16 protein-coding genes are annotated in these 19,409 nt (G+C 71.2%); 7 read left to right on the forward strand and 9 right to left on the reverse strand.

All coding sequences use genetic code 11. The features are described 5' to 3' along the window. The coding region (locus tag AB6A65_RS00005; protein WP_371036298.1) for an ATP-binding protein at positions 1-1,534 on the forward strand (1,534 nt) is incomplete at its 5' end. Between the two features lie 47 nt (positions 1,535-1,581). Next, complete coding sequence (locus tag AB6A65_RS00010) at positions 1,582-2,274, forward strand: hypothetical protein (RefSeq protein WP_371036299.1); 693 nt, start codon at positions 1,582-1,584, stop codon at positions 2,272-2,274. Here the strand turns inward: AB6A65_RS00010 and der are convergent. The 3 genes from der to AB6A65_RS00025 form a co-directional block, all read right to left on the reverse strand. Continuing rightward, complete coding sequence (gene der, locus AB6A65_RS00015; RefSeq protein ID WP_371036300.1) at positions 2,271-3,728, reverse strand: ribosome biogenesis GTPase Der; 1,458 nt, start codon at positions 3,726-3,728, stop codon at positions 2,271-2,273. The two genes, AB6A65_RS00010 and der, sit on opposite strands and share 4 nt — an antisense overlap. Positions 3,729-3,776: 48 nt before the next feature. Continuing rightward, entirely contained in the window at positions 3,777-5,108 is a 1,332-nt protein-coding gene (locus AB6A65_RS00020) for a PQQ-binding-like beta-propeller repeat protein (RefSeq protein ID WP_371036301.1), read from the reverse strand. Between the two features lie 65 nt (positions 5,109-5,173). Beyond that, positions 5,174-5,839 carry a hypothetical protein gene (locus AB6A65_RS00025; protein WP_371036302.1) on the reverse strand — a complete coding sequence of 222 codons (666 nt, stop codon included), beginning with the start codon at positions 5,837-5,839 and terminating at the stop codon, positions 5,174-5,176. 204 nt (positions 5,840-6,043) lie between these two features. On the opposite strand from AB6A65_RS00025, the gene AB6A65_RS00030 reads away from it, so the two are divergent. The 4 genes from AB6A65_RS00030 (at position 6,044) to AB6A65_RS00045 (ending at position 12,499) form a co-directional block, all read left to right on the forward strand. Further along, positions 6,044-7,321 carry an efflux RND transporter periplasmic adaptor subunit gene (locus AB6A65_RS00030; RefSeq protein ID WP_371036303.1) on the forward strand — a complete coding sequence of 426 codons (1,278 nt, stop codon included), beginning with the start codon at positions 6,044-6,046 and terminating at the stop codon, positions 7,319-7,321. After that, positions 7,318-11,127 (forward strand): efflux RND transporter permease subunit, encoded by a 3,810-nt coding sequence (locus AB6A65_RS00035; RefSeq protein WP_371036304.1) that lies wholly within the window; start codon positions 7,318-7,320, stop codon positions 11,125-11,127. The genes AB6A65_RS00030 and AB6A65_RS00035 overlap by 4 nt, the downstream gene beginning before the upstream one ends. 22 nt (positions 11,128-11,149) lie before the next feature. After that, the gene (locus AB6A65_RS00040) at positions 11,150-11,404 is read left to right on the forward strand and encodes a GlsB/YeaQ/YmgE family stress response membrane protein (protein WP_371036305.1); all 255 of its coding nucleotides are present in this window, start codon (positions 11,150-11,152) and stop codon (positions 11,402-11,404) included. Between the two features lie 66 nt (positions 11,405-11,470). Beyond that, positions 11,471-12,499: an ATP-binding protein gene (locus AB6A65_RS00045; protein WP_371036306.1), complete on the forward strand. Its 1,029-nt coding sequence runs from the start codon at positions 11,471-11,473 to the stop codon at positions 12,497-12,499. On the opposite strand, the gene AB6A65_RS00050 is transcribed toward AB6A65_RS00045, so the two are convergent. The 3 genes from AB6A65_RS00050 to AB6A65_RS00060 form a co-directional block, all read right to left on the reverse strand. Then, the gene (locus AB6A65_RS00050) at positions 12,500-13,063 is read right to left on the reverse strand and encodes a carboxymuconolactone decarboxylase family protein (protein ID WP_371036307.1); all 564 of its coding nucleotides are present in this window, start codon (positions 13,061-13,063) and stop codon (positions 12,500-12,502) included. A 112-nt stretch (positions 13,064-13,175) separates the two neighbouring features. After that, the gene (locus AB6A65_RS00055; protein ID WP_371036308.1) at positions 13,176-14,993 is read right to left on the reverse strand and encodes an ABC transporter ATP-binding protein/permease; all 1,818 of its coding nucleotides are present in this window, start codon (positions 14,991-14,993) and stop codon (positions 13,176-13,178) included. A gap of 58 nt (positions 14,994-15,051) precedes the next feature. Then, entirely contained in the window at positions 15,052-16,635 is a 1,584-nt protein-coding gene (locus AB6A65_RS00060; RefSeq protein ID WP_371036309.1) for a LysM peptidoglycan-binding domain-containing protein, read from the reverse strand. A 95-nt stretch (positions 16,636-16,730) separates the two neighbouring features. On the opposite strand from AB6A65_RS00060, the gene AB6A65_RS00065 reads away from it, so the two are divergent. Beyond that, complete coding sequence (locus AB6A65_RS00065; protein WP_371036310.1) at positions 16,731-17,303, forward strand: TIGR00730 family Rossman fold protein; 573 nt, start codon at positions 16,731-16,733, stop codon at positions 17,301-17,303. Here the strand turns inward: AB6A65_RS00065 and rarD are convergent. The 3 genes from rarD to AB6A65_RS00080 all read right to left on the reverse strand — a co-directional run bounded on the left by rarD (position 17,189) and on the right by AB6A65_RS00080 (position 19,372). Next, positions 17,189-18,139, reverse strand: coding sequence for an EamA family transporter RarD (gene rarD / locus AB6A65_RS00070; protein WP_371036311.1), 951 nt, complete (start codon positions 18,137-18,139; stop codon positions 17,189-17,191). The genes AB6A65_RS00065 and rarD overlap by 115 nt on opposite strands. 31 nt (positions 18,140-18,170) lie before the next feature. After that, the gene (locus AB6A65_RS00075) at positions 18,171-18,629 is read right to left on the reverse strand and encodes a host attachment family protein (RefSeq protein ID WP_371036312.1); all 459 of its coding nucleotides are present in this window, start codon (positions 18,627-18,629) and stop codon (positions 18,171-18,173) included. A gap of 140 nt (positions 18,630-18,769) precedes the next feature. Beyond that, positions 18,770-19,372, reverse strand: coding sequence for a superoxide dismutase (locus tag AB6A65_RS00080; RefSeq protein ID WP_371036313.1), 603 nt, complete (start codon positions 19,370-19,372; stop codon positions 18,770-18,772). Between the last annotated feature and the right edge of the window lie 37 nt (positions 19,373-19,409).

Raw genomic sequence — 19,409 nt, forward strand, 5'->3', positions numbered from 1 at the left:
GGCGGCAGACGGCGCGCGCCGGCGCGCGGAGCTGACCGGGCGTCTCGCCCGGGCCGAGGCGGCCATGCAGGCGCGCGATGCCGCCGCCCGGCGGGCCCGGCGAGGCCCCGACGCCGAAGCGATGCGCGGGATCGAGGCTGCCGCGCAACACCTCGCCACCGCCCGGGCGCTGCGCGATGCGCGCGCGGCGCAGCTGACCATGCGCTACGCGAGGGGTCACCCCGGCCGGGTCACGCTTGACGGCCGCGTGCTCGAGGACGGCGCGCAGGTCGCGCTGACCGGTCCGGCCACGCTCGACATCGCGGAGATCGGGCGGCTCGAGATCGATCCCGGAGAAGCCGCGGGCGCCGGTGCCGCGGACATGGACGCCGCCGCCCGCGCCCTCGCCGAGGCGCTGGCCGCAGCCGGGGCGGACACGCTCGAGGACGCCCGCGAGGCCGCCGCGGCGCGCGAGGCCGCAACCCGCGAGGCGGCTGAAGCCGCGGCGCGTCTCGACGCGCTTGCGCCGGACGGCACCGACGCGCTTCGCGCCGCCATCGCCGCCCTGCCGGCCGCCAACGAGAACCCGGAAGATCCGACCGCGCCCGATCCGGACACCGCGGAGGCCGCCTGCGCCGCGGCGGCGGCCACGCTCGGGGCCGCGGAGGAGGCGCGGGAGCGGGCCCAGGCCACGCTCGCCACGCGGCGCGAGGCACGCGCCGCGGCGGACGCCCGCGCCCGCGCGGCGCGCGACAGGCTGGAGACGGCGGCGGCCGCGCTCGCCCGGATCGGGGACGCGGACGAGGCCGCGCTCGATGCCGAACGCGTCACGCTCGAGGCGAAGGACGCCGAGGCCGCGGCGGCGCTTTCCGCGCTCGAACGCGATGCGCCCGACCTCGAGGCCGCGCGCGCACGGCTGCGCCGGGCCCGGGGCGTGGTGACCGGCGCCCAGGCCGAGGCGCAGGAGCTTCGCCTGCGCCTCGCGGCGCTCGACGCGCGGATCGGTCAGGCCGCAGGCGAGGCGGTCGAGGAAGAACTCGCCGACGCACGCGCCCGCCATGCCGCCGCCGAGGCCCGCGCGGCGGCCTATGCCGGCGAGGTCGCCGCGCTGCAACGGCTGGAAGGCGCGCTGGAGGACGCGCGCAAGGCCGCTAGGGAGCGCTATTTCTCGCCTGTCGCCCGTGAGTTGCGCCCGCTTCTTCATCTGCTCTGGCCCGAGGCGGAGCTGGTCTGGGCCGATGACACCCTTCTGCCCCGCGCGCTGATCCGCGATGGCCAGGAAGAGCCGGTGAACATCCTTTCGGGCGGCACGCAGGAACAGCTCGCGCTGCTCGTGCGCCTCGCCTTCGCGCGGATGCTTACGGCACAGGGCCGTCACGCGCCGGTCATCCTCGACGACGCGCTCGTCTTCACCGATGACGAGCGTATCGAGCGGATGTTCGACGCGCTCCACCGGCAGGCCGCCGACATCCAGATCCTCGTGCTGTCCTGCCGTCAGCGGGCGTTCCGCGATCTCGGCGGGCGCAGGCTGCGCTTCGCGCCGGCCGAAGACTGAGCTTGCACCGTCCCCCCGCGTGGTGTGCTGTGCGCCGCATGGACAGGATGGCCGCGATTCTCTGCTTCACCGCGGCGGTGTTCTTCGCCGCCTCGCCCTTCGTGAACCCCGGCTTCGACGGGTTCGACACCGCGGCCTTCCCGGTGCCGCTGGAGGATCCGCCGGTCCAGCCGGCGGGCTGGGCCTTCGCCATCTGGGGCCTGATCTATCTCTGGCTCGTCGCCGGCACCGCCTTCGGCCTTTTCGCGCGGCCCGACAGCGACGACTGGGCGCCGATGCGCTGGCCGCTCACCGGCAGCCTCGTGCTTGGCGCGGCCTGGCTCGGGGTGGCGCAGCTCTCCGCGATCTGGGCCACCGTGCTCATCTGGGCGATGCTCGCGCTCGCCCTGCTCGCCCTCGCGCGGACGGGGCGCACCGACCGGCTCTGGCAGGAAGCGCCCGTCGCGCTTTACGCGGGCTGGCTCACGGCGGCGAGCTGCGTGGGGCTCGGCGTCGTCCTGGGCGGCTACGGCGTTCTGGCGCCCGTGCCGACCGCCCTCGCCATGCTCGCCCTGGCCTTGGGCATCGCGCTTGCCGTTCAACTGCGCGTGACCCGCGCGCCGGAATACGGCGCGGCGGTGATCTGGGCGCTCGCGGGCGTCACGGTGGCGAACCTGTCGCGGCCGGAACCGCTCGTCGCCGCGCTCGCCGGGGCCGGCGCGATCGCGGTGGCCGCCGCGGTGGTCCTGCGCCGCCGCTAACGCCCCGAGCGCCCGTCGAGATGCTTGCGTAGCTTTGAAGGCTGCGCTTTCTTCTTCGCCTTGTAGGGGTTCCGGTCGGACTGGCTGCGCATCCACAGCCGGATCGGCGTGCCCGGCATGTCGAAATCGTCCCGCAACCCGTTGACGAGATAGCGCGAATAGCTTTCGGGCATCTTGTCTGGATGGGAGCACATCACGACGAAGCCGGGCGGCCGGGTCTTGGCCTGCGTCATGTATCGCAGCTTGATGCGGTGCCCGCCCGGCGCGGGCGGGGGGTGCGCGGCCACCATCTCGCCGAGCCAGCGGTTGAGCTGCGCCGTGGGCACGCGGCGGTTCCAGACATCATGGGCGCGCGCCACGGCCGCGCGCAGCCGGTCGAGCCCTTTCCCCGTCTTGGCCGAGACGGTGACGAGCGGCGCGCCGCGGAGCTGCGGCAGAAGCCGCTCGAACGCCTCGCGCAGGTCGCGCAGCTTTTCCTGCCTGTCGGTCTCTGCGTCCCACTTGTTGACCGCGACGACCACGGCGCGGCCCTCCCGCTCGGCCAGATCGGCGATGCGAAGGTCCTGGCTTTCGAAGGGAATCGCGGCATCCAGAAGCACCACCACCACCTCGGCGAACTTCACCGCGCGCAGCGCATCCGCGACCGAGAGCTTCTCGACCTTGTCCTGCACCCTGGCCTTCCGGCGCATCCCCGCCGTGTCGAAGATCCGCACCGGCAGCCCGTCCCACCGCGTGGCGACCGAGATCGCGTCGCGGGTGATGCCGGCCTCCGGGCCGGTCAGCAGCCGCTCCTCGCCGATGATGCGGTTCACGAGCGTGGACTTGCCGGCGTTGGGCCGGCCCACCACGGCGATCTGCAAGGGCCGCGCCACGGTCGGGCCGCCCGCGCCCTCGGCCCGGCCCTCCTCGTCCACGTCGAGATCGGTGAGCGGGGCCTCGGCCTCCATCTCTTCCTGCTTGGCCTCGACGAGCGGGAAGAGCGCGGCGGCGAGGTCGGCCATCCCTTCACCGTGCTCGGCCGACAGCGCGAGGGGCTCGCCCAGCCCGAGGCCCCAGGCCTCGATCAGGCCAGCCTCGGCCGCCGTGCCCTCGCACTTGTTGGCCGCGAGGATCACGTGATCGGCCTTCTTGCGCAGGATCTCGGCGAAGACCTCGTCGGTCGGGGTGACGCCCGTCCGCGCGTCGATCAGGAAAAGGCAGGCATCCGCCTGCTCGACCGCGCGCTCTGTGAGCCGGCGCATCCGGCCCTGCAGGCTTTCGTCCGTCGCCTCCTCGAGGCCGGCCGTGTCGATCACGGTGAACCTCAGCGCGCCGAGCCGCGCCGCACCCTCGCGCAGGTCACGGGTGACGCCGGGCTGGTCGTCCACCAGCGCCAGCCGCTTGCCCACGAGACGGTTGAAGAGCGTGGACTTGCCCACATTGGGGCGGCCCACGATGGCGAGGCGAAAGCTCATAAGGAAGGCTCCGGTCGGTCAGACCCGGCCCGATAGCGCATTTCGCGCTCAGCGGAAAGCGTGCAGACGCCCGTTGCGCGACACGACGTAGAGCGTGCCGCCCGCGACGACCGGCGCGCTCGTCGCGCCGCCGGGGATATCGACCGCCTGCACGAGCCCGCCGTCCCGCGGGTCGAACACGCGCAACACGCCGTCGCCCGACGCCACGATGATGCGCCCCCCGGCCAGCACCGGGCCGTAGCTTGGATGGATTTCGGCGCGGCGGCGGGGGCGGTCGCGCGTGAACCCCGGAAGCTCGGCCGCCCAGACGCGGCTGCCGTCCTCGGCGTCGAGGCGCAGAAGCTGGTTGCGGTCGTTGATCAGGAAAAGCGCACCACCCGCCGGCCATACGGGCCCCGCCGCGCCCTCCTCCGCGGTCCAGAGCCGCTCGCCGCTTTCCAGGTCGACCGCCACGAGGCGTCCCGAATGGCTGCCCGCATAGACCCGGCGCCCGTCGATGACTGGGGATCCGGTGATGTCGTTGACCGTGTTCAGCGTGCGGCCGCGCCGCTCGCCGGAGACGATGGCGTTCCAGCGCCGCAGCCCGCCCTTGCGGAAGACCGCCTGGATCTCTCCGCTGCCGAAGGCGAACACGGCGAGATCCCCGCCGAGCGCGGGCGCCGGTCCGCCGGCCACGTTGTTCGCGTCGGCGACGGCGTCGATCTGCCAGCGCACACGTCCAGTGTCGGCCTCGATCGCCCAGGCGCTGCTGTCGCCGGCCACGAGGTACAGCACCCCGTCGAAATAGGTGGGCGCGCCGGTTGCGGGGGCGCGCAGCTTCTGTTCCCAGATCAGGTCCCCGCTCGCCGGATCGAGGGCCGAGACGGAGCCATAGCCCGAACTGGCGTAAAGCCGTCCGCCACCGACCGCGAGCCCGCCGCCCGAGGCCTCGCCCGCGCGATCGCGCGGCGGGGTGAGGTTGCGGGTCCAGAGCGTCTCCCCGCCCGCCGAGGTGGCGGACAGCTGCACGCGGCTGTCGAGGGTGAAGATGCGGCCATCGGCCACCACCGGGTCGGTGGTGATGCGGCGGCGCCGGGCGTCTCCGTCGCCGATGGGCGCGCTCCAGGCGCGCTGAAGCGTGCGGCCGAGGGCGGGATGCTCCGGGCGCGCGCTCGGCGTGCCGATGGCCTGAAGCCAATCCGCGTTCGCCCGCGCCGGCGGGAGAGAAATCGCCTCGGCCCGGTTTTCGGGCTCCGCGATCTCGGTATCGGGCACGGCGGTCGGGCCGTCGAGCACCGCGCGCAGGCCCACCCGCTCGCCGGGAAGGATCACCTCCCGTTCGGAACAGGCGGCCAGCACGGTCAGCCCGGACAGCGCCGCCAGATGCACCAGAGACCTCAAACCGCCTGCCCTCATCCGCCGTGTCGCCCTTCTGTCGTGCCGCTCTGCCGTACCGCGCCCTGGTCTCAGCCGTCCGCGAACGCTCGTGGCGTGCCGCCGAGCGCCACAATCAACTGAGTTGCCCGCCGACGCAAGCCCGCGCCCGCCTCGGCATCCTCGCGCACGGCCTCCAGGCGGGCGATCGCGGCCTCCTTATCGCCTTGCTCGGCGTCGATGAGGGCGAGTTGCTCCTCGGCCAGCAGACGCAGCGGGTTGCCGGGCTCTGCGAGCGCCTCGTAACGCAGCCGCCGCTCCTCCACCGGCAAGGCGTCGCCCTGCCGAAGCAGCGCCTTGAAGGCGGCGATCCGCGCGTAGATGTCCGGCAGATCCCCCGCACCACCGACCGACGCGAGCGTGTCGGCGGCCGCGGCCGTCTCGCCCGCCTCGCCCAGCTCCGCCGCGCGCAGCAGCGCGGCCACCGCCGCGGCCCCCGGGGACGGCGCATCGATCCCGGCCAGCGCCTCGGCCCGCGCCTCCGGCGTCTGCCGTTGCAGCGCGCTCAGCATCGCGTCGCCCGTCGCCTCGGCCGCGCGCGCCGCGTCGGCCTTGCGCCACTCGTTGAAGGCCGCGCCGCCCACGATGGCAAGCACGACGACCACGGCGATCCAGCCGTAGCGGCGCATCGCCCCATAGAGCCTGTCGCGTCGGACCTCGTCGGCCACTTCCTCGATGAAGCTGTCCCCGTCGCTCAAGATCGCCTCCTGCGCTTTGGGCGTGTCTTAACGCCTCGCCGGCACGGTGCCAAGGCCGACCGGCCGCGGCAAGACTGAACCGATCGGTTCAGCCTTGCACCACCTGGCGCAAAAGTCTAATCTGAACGAAACGGTTCAGCGTAAGGTTCACAAGTTACACGTCACAACCGGCGCGCGCCGGTGCGGCGTCATGAAAGATACGCGATGCGACGACTTTCCATCCTGACCGCGCTGGCTGTGGCCGCGACGCTCTACCTGATAGTGCTCGAGCGCGATGCGCTGCTTCAATTCGCCGGGCGCGACGCGGCGCCGGGCGCCGCCACCTCCGCCGAAGGCACGCCGGGCGGGGCCGCGCCCGCCTCGCAGGACGCGGCATCCTCGACATCGGCGGACGCTTCGGTCGAGGCCGTTCGCGTGCTCGCGCTGCGCTCCGAGGCGCGCCAACTCGACCGCGCGGTGATGCTGCGCGGCGAGACCGAGCCCCGGCGGGTCGTCGAGATCATGGCCGAGACGTCGGGCCGGGTGATCGGTACGCCGCTGCGCAAGGGCGCCATGATCGAGGAGGGGGACGTGCTATGCCGGCTCGACCCCGGCGCGCGGGAGGCCGCGCTCGACGAGGCCCGGGCGCGGCTTGCGGAGGCGGAGGCCCGCGTGCCCGAATCCGCGGCCCGGGTGACCGAGGCGCGCGCCCGCCTCGAGGCGGCGGACCTCAACGCCACCGCCGCCGCGCGCCTCTCGGAGAGCGGTTTCGCCGCCGAGACGCGCGTCGCCGCGACCCGCGCCGAGGCGCGCGCCGCCGAGGCGGGGCTGGAGGCCGCGATCGGCCAGCTGGAAAGCGTGCGCGCGGGCATCGAGGCCGCGCGCGCCGCGGTCCAGAGCGCCGAGACAGAGATCGGGCGGCTGACCATCGCCGCACCCTTCGCCGGGCTTCTCGACAGCGACACCGCCGAGCTGGGCAGCCTGATGCAGCCCGGCAAGCTCTGCGCGCGCGTCCTGCAGCTCGACCCGATCCGGCTGGTGGGCTTCGTGCCCCAAATGTCCGTGGATCGCGTCGAACCGGGCGCGCCGGCCCGCGCCCGCTTCGTCTCGGGGCGCGAGGTGGAGGGGCGCGTGGCGTTCGTGTCACGCTCCGCCGACCCCGAGACGCGGACCTTCCGGGTGGAGGTGGACCTGCCCAACCCCGATCTCTCCGTGCGCGCCGGCCAGACGGTGGAGATCGTGATCGCAGCCGACGGCGAGCCCGCGCATCTGCTGCCGCAATCGGCGCTCACGCTCGACGATGACGGGCGGCTCGGCGTGCGGGTCGTCGACGCGGACAACCGCGCCCGTTTCGCGCCGGTCACGCTTCTGCGCGACACGGTGGACGGCGTCTGGATCGCGGGCCTGCCAGACACCGCGGCGGTGATCGTGCGCGGCCAGGAATACGTCACCGACGGCGTTCGCGTCCGTCCCGAATACCGCGAGGCGGAGGCCACCCAATGACCGGCATCGTCGACTGGGCGGCAACCCGCGCGCGGATGGTTCTGGCCTTCATCGCGCTTTCGCTCGTCGCGGGCGGCTACGCCTACTGGGCGCTGCCCAAGGAAGGCGAGCCCGATATCGAGATCCCCGCGCTCTTCGTGTCGGTGCCGTTCCCCGGCATCTCGGCGGAGGACGCCGAGTCGCTGCTCGTCAAGCCGATGGAGACGGAGCTGTCGGATCTCGACGGGCTCGATACCATGACCGGCACCGCCGCCGAAGGGTACGCCGGCGTCGCCCTCGAGTTCGAGTTCGGCTGGGACAAGTCCAAGACGCTGGCCGACGTGCGCGACGCGATGAACACCGCCGAAGGCCAGTTTCCCGACGGCTTCGAGAAGTATTCCATCAACGAGATCAACTTCTCCGAATTCCCGATCCTCATCGTCAACCTGACCGGCCCGGTGCCCGAGCGCACCATGTTCCGCGTGGCACGCGACCTGCAGGACCGGATCGAGGGGCTGGAGCCGGTGCTCGAGGCCGGGATCGCGGGCGATCGCGACGAGATGCTCGAGGTGGTGATCGACCCGCTCAGGCTCGAATCCTACAACGTGACGGCGTCCGAACTGGTCAACGTGGTACGCAACAACAACCAGCTCATCGCGGCGGGCGAGGTCGAGACCGCGCAGGGCGCCTTCGCGGTCAAGATCCCGTCGAGCTTCGACGAGCCCCGGGACGTCTACGAGCTTCCGGTCAAGACGAACGGCGAGCGGGTTGTCACGCTGGGCGACATCGCCACGATCAACCTGACCTTCGAGGACCGCGACGGCACCGCGCGTTTCGACGGCGCGCCGACCGTGGCGCTGCAGGTGGTCAAGCGCAAGGGCTTCAACATCATCGACACCGCGGCCGAGGTGCGCGCGCTCGTCGACGAGGCGCGGGCCGACTGGCCGCCCGAACTGCGCGCCGCGGTGCAGATCGGCACGTCGAACGACACCTCGCGCGAGGTGGCCTCGATGGTCAGCCAGCTCGAGGGATCGGTGCTGACGGCGGTGGCGCTGGTGATGATCGTCGTGCTGGCCTCGCTCGGCACGCGCGCGGCGCTTCTGGTGGGCTTCGCGATCCCCACCTCCTTCCTGCTCTGTTTCGCGCTGCTCGCGGTGATGGGCGTCGCGGTCTCGAACATCGTCATGTTCGGCCTGATCCTGGCCGTGGGGATGCTCGTGGACGGCGCCATCGTGGTTGTCGAATATGCCGACAAGCGGATCCGGGAAGGGTCCGGCCCCATGCGCGCCTATGTCGAGGCCGCCAAGCGCATGTTCTGGCCCATCGTCTCTTCCACGGCGACGACGCTCTGCGCCTTCCTGCCGATGCTCTTCTGGCCCGGCGTGCCGGGAGAGTTCATGGGGATGCTGCCCGTCACGCTGATCTTCGTGCTGTCGGCCTCGCTGGTCGTGGCGCTGGTCTACCTGCCGGTGATGGGCGGGGTGAGCGGGCGGCTCAGCCGCGGCTTCTCGCGCGCCTCTCACGCGCTGCGGCGCGGCCTGCCCTGGGTGGTGCGCGCCGCGCTCGTGCCGCTGGCGGGCTACGCGCTCTTCCTAAGCGCGATGCAGGTGCTCAACCCGGGCTACCTCTTCGGCGGCAGGCCACCGCTGCCGGGCGCCTGGGGCGCGCTGCCCGGCGTCGCCATCTTCCTGCTGTCGGCCGTGGCGTTGTCGATCACCATGGGCGCCGCCCGGTTGCCCACGCGGCGCAAGCGCATCCGCGCGGGCCACCGGCGCACCCCCTTCGGTCATCTCATCCGCTTCGTGACCGGCAACCCGGTCATGCCGCTGGTGACGATCGGCGCGGTGGTCGCCTTCGTTCTGGGCGTGTTCTCCTATTACGGAGAGAACAACCGCGGCGTCGAGTTCTTCGTGGAGAGCGAACCGGAACGCGCCATCGTCTACGTCAAGGCACGCGGCAATTTCAGCCTCGCCGAGAAGGACGCGATGGTGCGCGAGGCCGAGGAGAACGTGCTTTCACACCCCGCCGTGCGCTCGGCCTTCGCCTTCGCCGGCGAGGGCGGGCTCGATTCCAACACCGGCGGCGCGGAGGCGCCCAAGGACACGATCGGGCAGATCCAGCTCGAGACGATCCCCTGGGACGAGCGGCCCGACGCCCGCGCCACGGCAAGTTTCTTCGGCCTTTTCGACTACGAATACCGCGTCAAGGACCCGGCCTTCGACGGCGACACGGTACTTGCAGAGATCTCGGCCGAGCTCGACCGGCTGCCCGGCATCGACGCCGAGATCCTCGAAAGCACCGGCGGGCCCGCCTCGGCCAAGCCCGTGCACCTGCGGCTCAAGGGCGACGACTTTGGCCGGCTGGTGGAGGCCGCGGGCATCGCCCGGGCAGAATTCGAGGCAACCGGGGCGCTGACCCTGATCGAGGACACGCGGCCCCTGCCCGGCATCGACTGGGAAATCGACGTGGACGTGGAGAAGGCCGGCCGCTTCGGCGCCGACGTGGCCACCGTCGGCGCCATGGTCCAGCTCGTGACCCGCGGGCTTCTGCTCGACACCATGCGGGTGCCCAGCTCGGACGAGGAGATCGACATCCGTGTGCGCCTGCCCGAGGAGGACCGCGTGCTCTCCACCCTCGACACGCTGCGCGTGCGCACCGAGGACGGGCTGGTGCCGCTGGCCAATTTCATCACCCGCAAGCCCGTGCAGAAGCTCGCAGAAATCAACCGCGTGAACCAGACGCGCTACCTCGACGTGAAGGCGGACGTGGCGCCGGGTCTCGTGCGGGTGAGCGCCGCGGACGGGACGGATCTGGGCCTGCACGAGGCCGAGGAGGCGGAGGCGCGCATCGCCGCGGCCGCCGGGGACGGTTCCGGCTGGGACGGCGCGACCACCGCAACGGTCAACGCCAACGAGCGTATCGAGCTGCTCACCGAATGGCTGGAGAGCGACCCCCTGCCCGCCGGCATCGCGTGGGAGTGGACGGGCGACCAGGAGGACCAGGCCGAAAGCGGCCAGTTCCTGATGAAGGCGTTCGCCGGCGCGCTCGGCCTCATGTTCATCATCCTGCTGGCGCAGTTCAACAGCTTCTACAACGCCGCGCTGGTGCTTCTCGCGGTGGTGCTCTCGACCACGGGCGTGCTGATCGGCATGGTGGTGATGGAACAGCCCTTCTCGATCATCATGACCGGCACCGGCATCGTCGCGCTGGCGGGCATCGTGGTGAACAACAACATCGTGCTGATCGACACCTTTCAGGACTACGCGCGTTACATGCCGCGGCTCGAGGCGATCACGCGCACCGCCGAGGACCGGCTGCGGCCTGTCCTGCTGACCACGATCACCACGATGGCCGGCCTCGCGCCGATGATGTTCGGCCTCAGCCTCGACTTCTTCGGCGGCGGCTACACCATCGACAGCCCCACGGCGCTCTGGTGGAAGCAGCTCGCCACCGCGGTGGTGTTCGGGCTGGGAATCGCCACCGTGCTCACGCTCGTCGTGACGCCCGCGGCGCTCTCCGTCCGCGTCTGGATCGTGATCTACGCGCAATGGGTCGCGCGCGCGCTGGCGCGAGCCGGCGCGGGCCGGTCGAGCCGGCTTGCGGAAGACTGGGCGCTGCGCCGCGCCGCGCGGCGCCTGCGCGCGCCGGAGATCATCTGGGACGACGGAAGCGACGGGCCGACCGCGACCGCCCCGACAGACGATCCCGACGCGCCGCCGCAGGAGCCGCGCCTCGCCGACCTGAAGCGCGTCCTTGACGCGACGCGGCACAAGGACGACGAAGGTCCCGACGGCGGCGACGGAAAGCCGCTTCGCGCCGCGGAATAACCGGCCCCCGAGGGAGGACCCCATGGAATTTTCCAGCATACTCGCCATGCTGATCGTCGGCGTCGTCGCGGGCTGGCTCGCCGGCACGCTCGTGCGCGGCGGCGGTTTCGGCCTGCTCGGCAACATGGTCGTCGGCGTGGTCGGCGCGGTGATCGCGGGGTTCCTGTTTCCGGCCATAGGCTTCGGCGTGGGCGGCGGGCTCATCGCGACGATCCTGCAATCCACGCTGGGCGCGGTCGTGCTGCTCGTGCTGATCCGTATCGTGAAATCGGCCTGACGGGGATCGACGCTTGACCTGCGCGCTGCATCCTCCATCCTCTCTGCGAGGCGCGAGGACGCAGCGATGGTCGAGGACGCGAATCTGACGGTCGACCCCGTCGACGAGGCTTTCGACGTACTCTTCGCGACCCTGCTCGACCCGGCCGTCCTGATCGACCCCGCGCGCGACCGCTTCGTCGCGGCCAACCCCGCCGCGCTGCGTTTTCTGGGCTATGACGAGGCCGAACTCCGCGAGATGAGCCCGGCCGACATCCATCCGCACGAACTGTCGCGGATCGACGCGTTCTTCCGCGACATCCTCCGCGAAGGGCGGAAAACGGCCGACGACCTGTCCTGCCGCCTGCGCGACGGACGCACCGTTCCGGCGCTGATCCGTGCCGACGTGGTGCGACGCGCCGCCGGGCCGCGCGTGCTGATCGTCATACGCGACCAGCGCGACCACCAACTGGCGCGGCTGGGCGGTGCCGTGCGCCAGCTTGCCCACGACCTCAAGAACGCGCTCAGCACCGCGCAGCTGGTATGCGACCGGCTGGCGGCGCACGAGGACGACAAGGTGCGGCTGGCCGCCGAAAGCATGACCCGCTCGCTCGAACGCGCGACGCGGCTTTGCGCCGAGACCGCGCAAGCCAGCCGCACCGGGCCGGCCAGCGCGCCGGAAAGGGAACGGTTCCTGCTGGCCGACGTGCTGGAGGAGCTGGAGGTCACCGTGCTCGACCCGGGAAGCACGGCGCGCCGTCTGGTCGATGCAAGCGGCGACGCCGTGATCCTCGACGCCGATTTCGACCAGACCTACCGGATCCTGCTGAACCTCGCGCGCAATGCCTTCGACGCCGGCGCGCGGGAGCTGCGCATCTGGGGCCGGCACGACAGCACCGGCGCGACAATCTGGGTGCGCGATGACGGGCCGGGCCTGCCGGACGGCATCGGGGCGCGCCTGCAAACCGAAAAGCATGGCCTTGCGGGCGTCATGGGCACGGGCCTTGGCCTCTCCATCGCGGCCGAGCTTTGCCGCGGGCATGGCGGGGCGCTCGAACTCGAGAAGACGGGGCCCGAGGGCACCTGCTTCCGTGTGACGCTGCCCGCCCCGGCCTGATCAGCTCTGCCGGTATTCCGGGTCGATCCGGGTGCGATCGAGGTTCGCCGAATATGTGGCGAGCGTGTACTCCGAGATCACCCCGATGATCTCGAGGATCTTGTCGAAGTCGACACCCTTCCGCGCGAACTCCGCCATCTCGGCCCGGCCGAGCTGGCCGCGCTTTTCCAGCAGCGCGCGGGCGGCGCGGACGATCGCCGCAAGGCCCGGATCCGCGGGCAGTTCCGCGGTGCCGGCATGCGCAAGCATGGTCTCGGGCACGCCAAGCTCCTCGGTAGCGGAGTGGCAAAGCGCCGCTTCGCAGTACTTGCAGCCGGAGTGATGGGCGACCTCGAGCGCCACGAGGCTGCGTTCGATCTCGCTCAGCCGGCCGGCGGCGAGATGCGCTTTCATCGACAAGAGCCCGCCCATCACCTGAGGGTTGCGCGACAACATGCGGTAGATGTTGGGCAAGCCATTCGGGTAGACCTCGGCCAGGCGTTCGTCGATCCCCTCGCCGGTGACCTCGACGGCGTAGCCCGGTTTCTGCGGTGCGTCCGGCGGCGCTTCGCTCGCTCTCGTCATGATGCGGTCATCCTCCGTTTCTTCGTCAAGCGTGTCGTGACCTGCGAGACTATCACAGCGCCCGGCGCATGCACCCTGCCGTCACCTGAACGTGACGCGGGGAGAGATGCGGTCACGCCGCCGCGTCGCGCTCTGACTGCTGACGGGCCCAGAGCTGCGAATATCGCCCGCGCCGCGACAGCAAGGCGTCATGCGTGCCCTCCTCCACGATGCGCCCCGCCTCCAGAACCACGATCCGGTCGGCATCCGCGATGGTGGACAGGCGATGCGCGATGGTGATGACCGTGCGGCCCTCGCCCGCACGGCGGAGCGCGTCCTGGATTTCCGCCTCCGTCTCGGTGTCGAGCGCCGAGGTCGCCTCGTCCAGCAGCAGGATCGGCGGGTCCTTCAGAAGCGTGCGCGCGATGCCCACGCGCTGCTTCTCGCCGCCCGAAAGCTTCAGGCCGCGCTCGCCCACCTGCGTCTCGTAGCCGTCGGGCAGCGCGACGATGACCTCGTGGATCTGCGCGGCGCGGGCCGCCGCCTCGATCTCTTCCTGCGAGGCGCCGTCGCGGCCATAGGCGATGTTGTACCGGATCGTGTCGTTGAAAAGCACGGTGTCCTGCGGCACCACGCCGAGCGCCGCATGCAGGCTGTCCTGCGTGACGTCGCGCACGTCCTGCCCGTCGATCCGCACCGCGCCCCCTGTCACGTCGTAGAACCGGAAGAGCAAGCGCCCGATCGTGGACTTGCCGGACCCCGAGGGCCCGACCAGCGCCACCTTCTCGCCCGGGCCCACCCGAAGCGTGACGTCGCGCAGGATCGGCCGCGCCGCGTCGTAGCCGAAATCCACGCCGTCGAACGCCACCGCGCCGCCCCGCACCGAGAGCGCGGGCGCGCCCGGCTTGTCCGCCACGTCCCGCGGCTGCTCCAGCAGGTCGAACATCTCGCCCATGTCCACGAGGCTCTGGCGGATTTCGCGGTAGACGGTCCCGAGAAAGCCCAGCGGCATGGTGATCTGGATCATGTAGGCGTTGACCATGACGAAGTCGCCCACGCTGAGCGCCCCGCGTTCCACGCCGATCGCGGCCATGACCATCACGATCACCAGCCCGCCGGTGATCAGGAAGGTCTGCCCGAAATTCAGCAGGGCGAGCGAGGTGGCGGTCTTGATCGCCGCGACCTCGTAGCCCGCCATGGCGCGGTCGTAGCGCGCGGCCTCCCGCGCCTCGGCGCCGAAATACTTCACCGTCTCGAAATTCAGAAGCGAATCGATCGCCTTCTGGTTGGCGTCGGTGTCCTGCGCGTTCATTTCGCGCCGCAACCGCACGCGCCATTCCGTCACCGCGAAGGTGAACCAGACATAGAGCGCGATCGTGCCCGCCACCACGACGAGATACCAGATGTCGAAGAGAAACAGCAGCACGATCCCGATCAGCAGCAACTCCAGCAGGAGCGGCGCGATCGAAAACAGCATGAAGCGCAACAGGAAATCGACGCCCTTCACGCCGCGCTCGATGATCCGCGATAGCCCGCCCGTCTTGCGCGTGAGATGGTAGCGCAGCGACAGGCGATGGATATGCGTGAAGGTCTCGAGCGCGAGCTGTCGCAGCGCGCGCTGCCCCACCTTGGCGAAGACCCCGTCGCGCAGCTGCTGGAACCCGTTCGACATCAGGCGCGCCAGACCGTAGGCCACCGTCAGCCCCACCGCGCCCAGCAGAAGGTCCGGTGCGCCCTCCTCCGACAGCGTGTCCACCGCCGCGCTGAAGATCATGGGCGTGCCCACCGCGATGAGCTTCGCCGCGACGAGGGCCAGAACCGCGATCACGACGCGACGCTTCACCCAGCTCTGGTCCTCGGGCCAGAGATAGGGTGCCACTTTCCGAACCGTGCGCCAGCCTGACCGGCGCTCTTGAAGCGCTTCGTCGGCAGGGGGTGTCTCGGGGGGCATGGCGGGGCTCCTTGACGCTTCGCCCTAGCTAGGCCGGGTGGCGGCGCTTGGCCAGCCCCTAGCGCGGGATGCTGAACACCTGCCCGGGATAGATCAGATCCGGGTCGCGGATCTGGTCGCGGTTGGCCTCGTAGATCCGGACGTAGAGGATCCCCTCCCCGTAGTTCCGGCGCGAAATGCCCCAGAGCGTGTTGCCGGGCTGAACCGTGACGGCGCGCACCGGCCCCGCGCCCGGGTCCGCCATCTCGGCCGCCGCCTGCGCCGCGGCGAGCGCCGCGGCGGATTCGCGCTTGAACGGCAGTTCGATCCGCGAGGCGACCGCCCCTTCGGCATCGAGCGCGTCGAGGCGCAGCGTGTAGACGCCGGCCCCGACGCCCGGAAGGCCGCTCGCCCAGGCGCCGTCCGGGTCCACCTCCACCATCGCGACGGGGCGGTTTTCGACGTAGACGCGCACGAAACCGCCCGGCCGGGCGCGCCCCGAAAGCCGCACCGCGCCCGTCCCGTCATAGCTGATCGCGTCGAGCGCGACCCCGACCGGGCTGTCCGGGCCCGTCGTGCCACTCTGGACCACGCGCACCCCGTCGGGGCCGGCGACGATCACCGCGGGCGCCGCCGCGATTTCCGGGGCCGGGCCAGCGAGGGCGGGCGCCTCCGTCACAAGCGGCGCGGCGGGCGCGGCCGGAGAGGCCGGCGCAGCGGCGTCCGCCGGCAGGTCGGGCGGCGGCGCGGCGGCGCGTGTCTCCGCCCCGGGCAGGAGCGGCGCGCCGGGATCGGTTTCCGGTTCCGGCTGCGCGCTCATGAGCGCCGGGTCGCCTGTGTCGGGATCGTCGGGCGCGGCGCGCCGCGGGGCCGGCCCGTCAACCTCGGGGGCGGGCGCGATCATCGCGGTCTCTGCCCCTGACTCGGCCGAGGGCGTCACCTCGGCACCGGGCGCGCCCGCATCCGGTGGGGGCTTCGCCGCGCGCTCCATGTTCTCCGACGTCTCGTCACCGGCCTGCGCCGCCGCCATGTCGCGGACCGGCGCGGCGGTGGGGGCAAGGATCACGGCGTCGTCGGAGAGGCGCTCCTCCCCGTCCAGCGCCTCGCTGAGGCTCAGAAGCCGGGGCGCCGCGCTGGTCCCGAGCGACAGGAAGGTGAAGAAGCGTCCCGCCGCGTCGGTTGTGGCCCGCGCCAGCGGCCTTTCGTCGACGAGGATCGTGACCTCGGACCCCGGTGCGGCCCGCCCGGCGATCTGCGCCTCGCCGTCGGGCTCCACCCGCACGAGGTCGAAGGCGGGCGGCGCGGGGCCAACCGTTGCGGAATGGTCCGGCTCGGCCCCCGACGCGTCGTCCGTCCCTGCCGCCGATCCGCCGGCCGCGGTATCGGGCGGGGCGCTCGCCCCGGCAGCCTCCGCCACCTCCTCACGCGGCGCGGGGGCGTCTTGCGCCGCGCCGCCCTGCGTCGGCTCTGGCGGCGTTGCATCCGCCGTCTCCGGGGACGGTGCGACCTCGTCGCGCGGGCGCTCTGCCGCCTCCGTCGGAACGGGCTCGGGGCGGGCGGTGAAAAGGCCCGCGCCGTAAAGGCCGGCCATGGCGAGCGCCACGGCGGCGATCGCCGCCGCGGTCACGGCGCCAACCCATGAGCGGCCCGGCTTCGCGTTCATTTTCCCCCTTCCGCCCGGCGCTTCGGCGCGCGCGATTGCAGCACCTTAGCAACGCCGGTATCACGGGTCAAAAGCACCGAGACGAAGGGCCTGCCATGCCGCTCACCTCCGTTTGCGTCTATTGCGGATCGCGCAACGGTGCCGATCCCCGCTATGCCGAGGAGGCGACGGCACTTGGCCACGCGCTCGCCACCCGGGGCTGGCGGCTCGTCTACGGGGCCGGCGATGTCGGGCTGATGGGGGCCGTGGCGCTTGCGGCGAAGGCGGCGGGCGGGCTGACCCTCGGGGTCATTCCACAGCACCTCGTGGCGCGCGAGGCACTGTCGGGTCCCGCGCCCAATCACGTCGTGACCGAGAACATGCACGAGCGGAAGAAGGTCATGTTCATGAACTCGGACGCGGTGGTCGTGCTGCCCGGCGGCGCGGGCTCGCTCGACGAGTTCTTCGAGGTGCCCACCTGGGCGCAGCTCGGGCTTCACGCGAAACCGATCTTCCTGCTGGACGTCGCGGGCTACTGGCAGCCGCTCCTCGCGCTCATCGACCACGTGATCGATCAGGGCTTCGCCGATCCCTCGCTGCGCGGGCTGGTGAGAACGGCGGAAGGCACCTCCGCGCTGGTGGCCGGCCTCGGCGAGGCCCTCGAGACGCGAAGCGCCGCCCAGGAATAGATCGCGAGCGCCGTCCAGATCATCGGGAAGGCCACGCCCTGCCACAGGCCGAACGGCTCTCCGAAGATCGCCACGGCGCAGAAGAATTGCAGCGTCGGGTTGAGATACTGCACGAGCCCCACGGTCGCGAGCGCGGCGCGCCGCGCCGCGTAGGAGAACAGGATGAGCGGCGTCGCCGTGATCGGCCCCGACAGCATAAGAAGCGCCGTGTCCTGCCCGCCCGCCCCGAAGGCGCCGCCCGTGCCCGCATGGGCCGCCCAGATCACCGCCGCCGCGATGGGCGAGAGCAGCAGCACCTCCGCCGTGACCGAAACGACCGGCCCCGCCGGCTGGCGTTTCTTCATCAGCCCGTAAAGCCCGAAGGTCGCCGCCAGCGTCAGCGCGATCCAGGGGGCGGTCCCCGTCCCGAAGGTCAGCACGACCACCGCCGCCGCCGCGAGCGCGACGGCGAGCCACTGCGCGTGGCCCAACCGCTCCTTGAAGACCACCCGGCCGATCAGCACCGCCACCAGCGGGAACATGTAGTAGCCCAGGCTCGTCTGCGTCGTGCGCCCGATCTGCACCGAGTAGATGAAGAGAAACCAGTTCGACGAGATGAAGAGCGCCGCAAGCGCCGTCACCCAGACCGCGCCGAGGGAGCCGAGCGCCCGGCCGAGGGCACCCAGCCGCCCTTGCAGCGCCAGCACGCCGGCGAAGAAGACCAGCGACCAGATCGTGCGGTGCGCGAGCACCTCCAGCGGCGGAATGTGGTCGAGCAGGCGATAGTAGATGGGCGAGAGGCCCCAGATCGTGCAGGCCGCCACCATCGCGGCCACGCCCCTTGCGGCCTCGCTCACCCCGCGCTCCGGCATGCGCACCCGTCGCGGTCTACTCTTCCCCGGCCAGCGTCTTTTTCAGGTTCTGCTCGATATCGCCAACGGGATGCTGGGTCAGATCCTTGGGTATTTCGGCCACGACGCGGCGGGTCACCTCCTGGTGCAGATGATCGCGCAGCTCGCCCAGCACGCGCGGCGGGGCCACGATGACGATGCGCTCGAACACGTTCTTGTAGGCGAGTTCGTAGAGATGATCGGCGAGATCGTGGGCGAAGCGTTCCTTGGCAAGCCGGTGCCAGTCCGCCTCGTCCATCGCGGAACGGTGGCTCTGGCTGTCGTCGGGCATACGGCCGGGCCGGTCGGTGCCCTGCTCGCGCGTGGAGGGGTTTTCCTGCTCTTCCTTGCGCACGACCTCGAGGTTGGGGTTCTCGGCGTCGGTGATGTTGCGAAGGTAAAGCGCCTTTTCGCCGTCGGCTATCAGCACCCAGGTCCCGTTGGTCAGCTCGGTCATCTCGTCTCTCCTGCAATGCGGTCGCGCGTTCACGGCGCCCACATGAATGCCTTTCCGCGCGGGTTTGCAAGCCCCTGAACGCGGCACGCCCCGCGGCCGGGCCGGCGCGCGGGGCGTGCGTGTCTCGACCGTGGCGGCCGTCAGAGACGCGAGGCGACGTTTTCCCAGTTCACGAGCTTGTCGAGGAAGTTCGTGAGGTAGGCGGGCCGCTTGTTGCGGAAATCGATGTAGTAGGAATGCTCCCACACGTCGCAGCCCAGAAGCGCCGTCTGCCCGAAGCAGAGCGGGTTCACGCCGTTCTCGGTGTTCGTGACCTTGAGGCTGCCGTCGGTGTCCTTCACCAGCCACGCCCAGCCCGAGCCGAACTGACCCGCGCCCTTGGCGGAGAACTCTTCCTTGAACTTGTCGACCGAGCCGAAGGATTCGGTGATGGCCTTTTCAAGCTCGCCGGGCATCTTCTTGTCCGCGCCGGGCGCCATCATCTGCCAGAACTGCGTGTGGTTCCAGTGCTGGGAGGCGTTGTTGAAGATGCCGGACTGCGCCACCGCGCCGGCGTCGTAGGTGCCCTTCACGATGTCCTCGACGCTCTTGCCGTCCCACTCGGTGCCGGAGACGAGCTTGTTGCCGTTGTCGACATAGGCCTTGTGGTGGATGTCGTGGTGATACTCGAGCGTTTCGCGCGACATGCCCAGATCGGCCAGCGCGTCATGGGCATAGGGAAGATCGGGAAGTTCGAAAGCCATTTGGGCCCCCTTTTTTGGTGTTTGCGATAACGTCTCC

Source organism: Rhodosalinus sp. FB01 (genome assembly GCF_041365715.1).
Classification (GTDB): Bacteria; Pseudomonadota; Alphaproteobacteria; order Rhodobacterales; family Rhodobacteraceae; genus Rhodosalinus.

What these genes read in the sequence shown, in the direction of transcription:
- AB6A65_RS00010 (WP_371036299.1), top strand. Translation starts at nt 1,582, where the DNA reads ATGGCCGCGATTCTCTGCTTCACCGCGGCGGTGTTCTTCGCCGCCTCG.
- der (WP_371036300.1), bottom strand. Translation starts at nt 3,728, where the DNA reads ATGAGCTTTCGCCTCGCCATCGTGGGCCGCCCCAATGTGGGCAAGTCC.
- AB6A65_RS00030 (WP_371036303.1), top strand. Translation starts at nt 6,044, where the DNA reads ATGCGACGACTTTCCATCCTGACCGCGCTGGCTGTGGCCGCGACGCTC.
- AB6A65_RS00035 (WP_371036304.1), top strand. Translation starts at nt 7,318, where the DNA reads ATGACCGGCATCGTCGACTGGGCGGCAACCCGCGCGCGGATGGTTCTG.
- AB6A65_RS00040 (WP_371036305.1), top strand. Translation starts at nt 11,150, where the DNA reads ATGGAATTTTCCAGCATACTCGCCATGCTGATCGTCGGCGTCGTCGCG.
- AB6A65_RS00045 (WP_371036306.1), top strand. Translation starts at nt 11,471, where the DNA reads ATGGTCGAGGACGCGAATCTGACGGTCGACCCCGTCGACGAGGCTTTC.
- AB6A65_RS00050 (WP_371036307.1), bottom strand. Translation starts at nt 13,063, where the DNA reads ATGACGAGAGCGAGCGAAGCGCCGCCGGACGCACCGCAGAAACCGGGC.
- AB6A65_RS00055 (WP_371036308.1), bottom strand. Translation starts at nt 14,993, where the DNA reads ATGCCCCCCGAGACACCCCCTGCCGACGAAGCGCTTCAAGAGCGCCGG.
- AB6A65_RS00060 (WP_371036309.1), bottom strand. Translation starts at nt 16,635, where the DNA reads ATGAACGCGAAGCCGGGCCGCTCATGGGTTGGCGCCGTGACCGCGGCG.
- AB6A65_RS00065 (WP_371036310.1), top strand. Translation starts at nt 16,731, where the DNA reads ATGCCGCTCACCTCCGTTTGCGTCTATTGCGGATCGCGCAACGGTGCC.
- AB6A65_RS00075 (WP_371036312.1), bottom strand. Translation starts at nt 18,629, where the DNA reads ATGACCGAGCTGACCAACGGGACCTGGGTGCTGATAGCCGACGGCGAA.
- AB6A65_RS00080 (WP_371036313.1), bottom strand. Translation starts at nt 19,372, where the DNA reads ATGGCTTTCGAACTTCCCGATCTTCCCTATGCCCATGACGCGCTGGCC.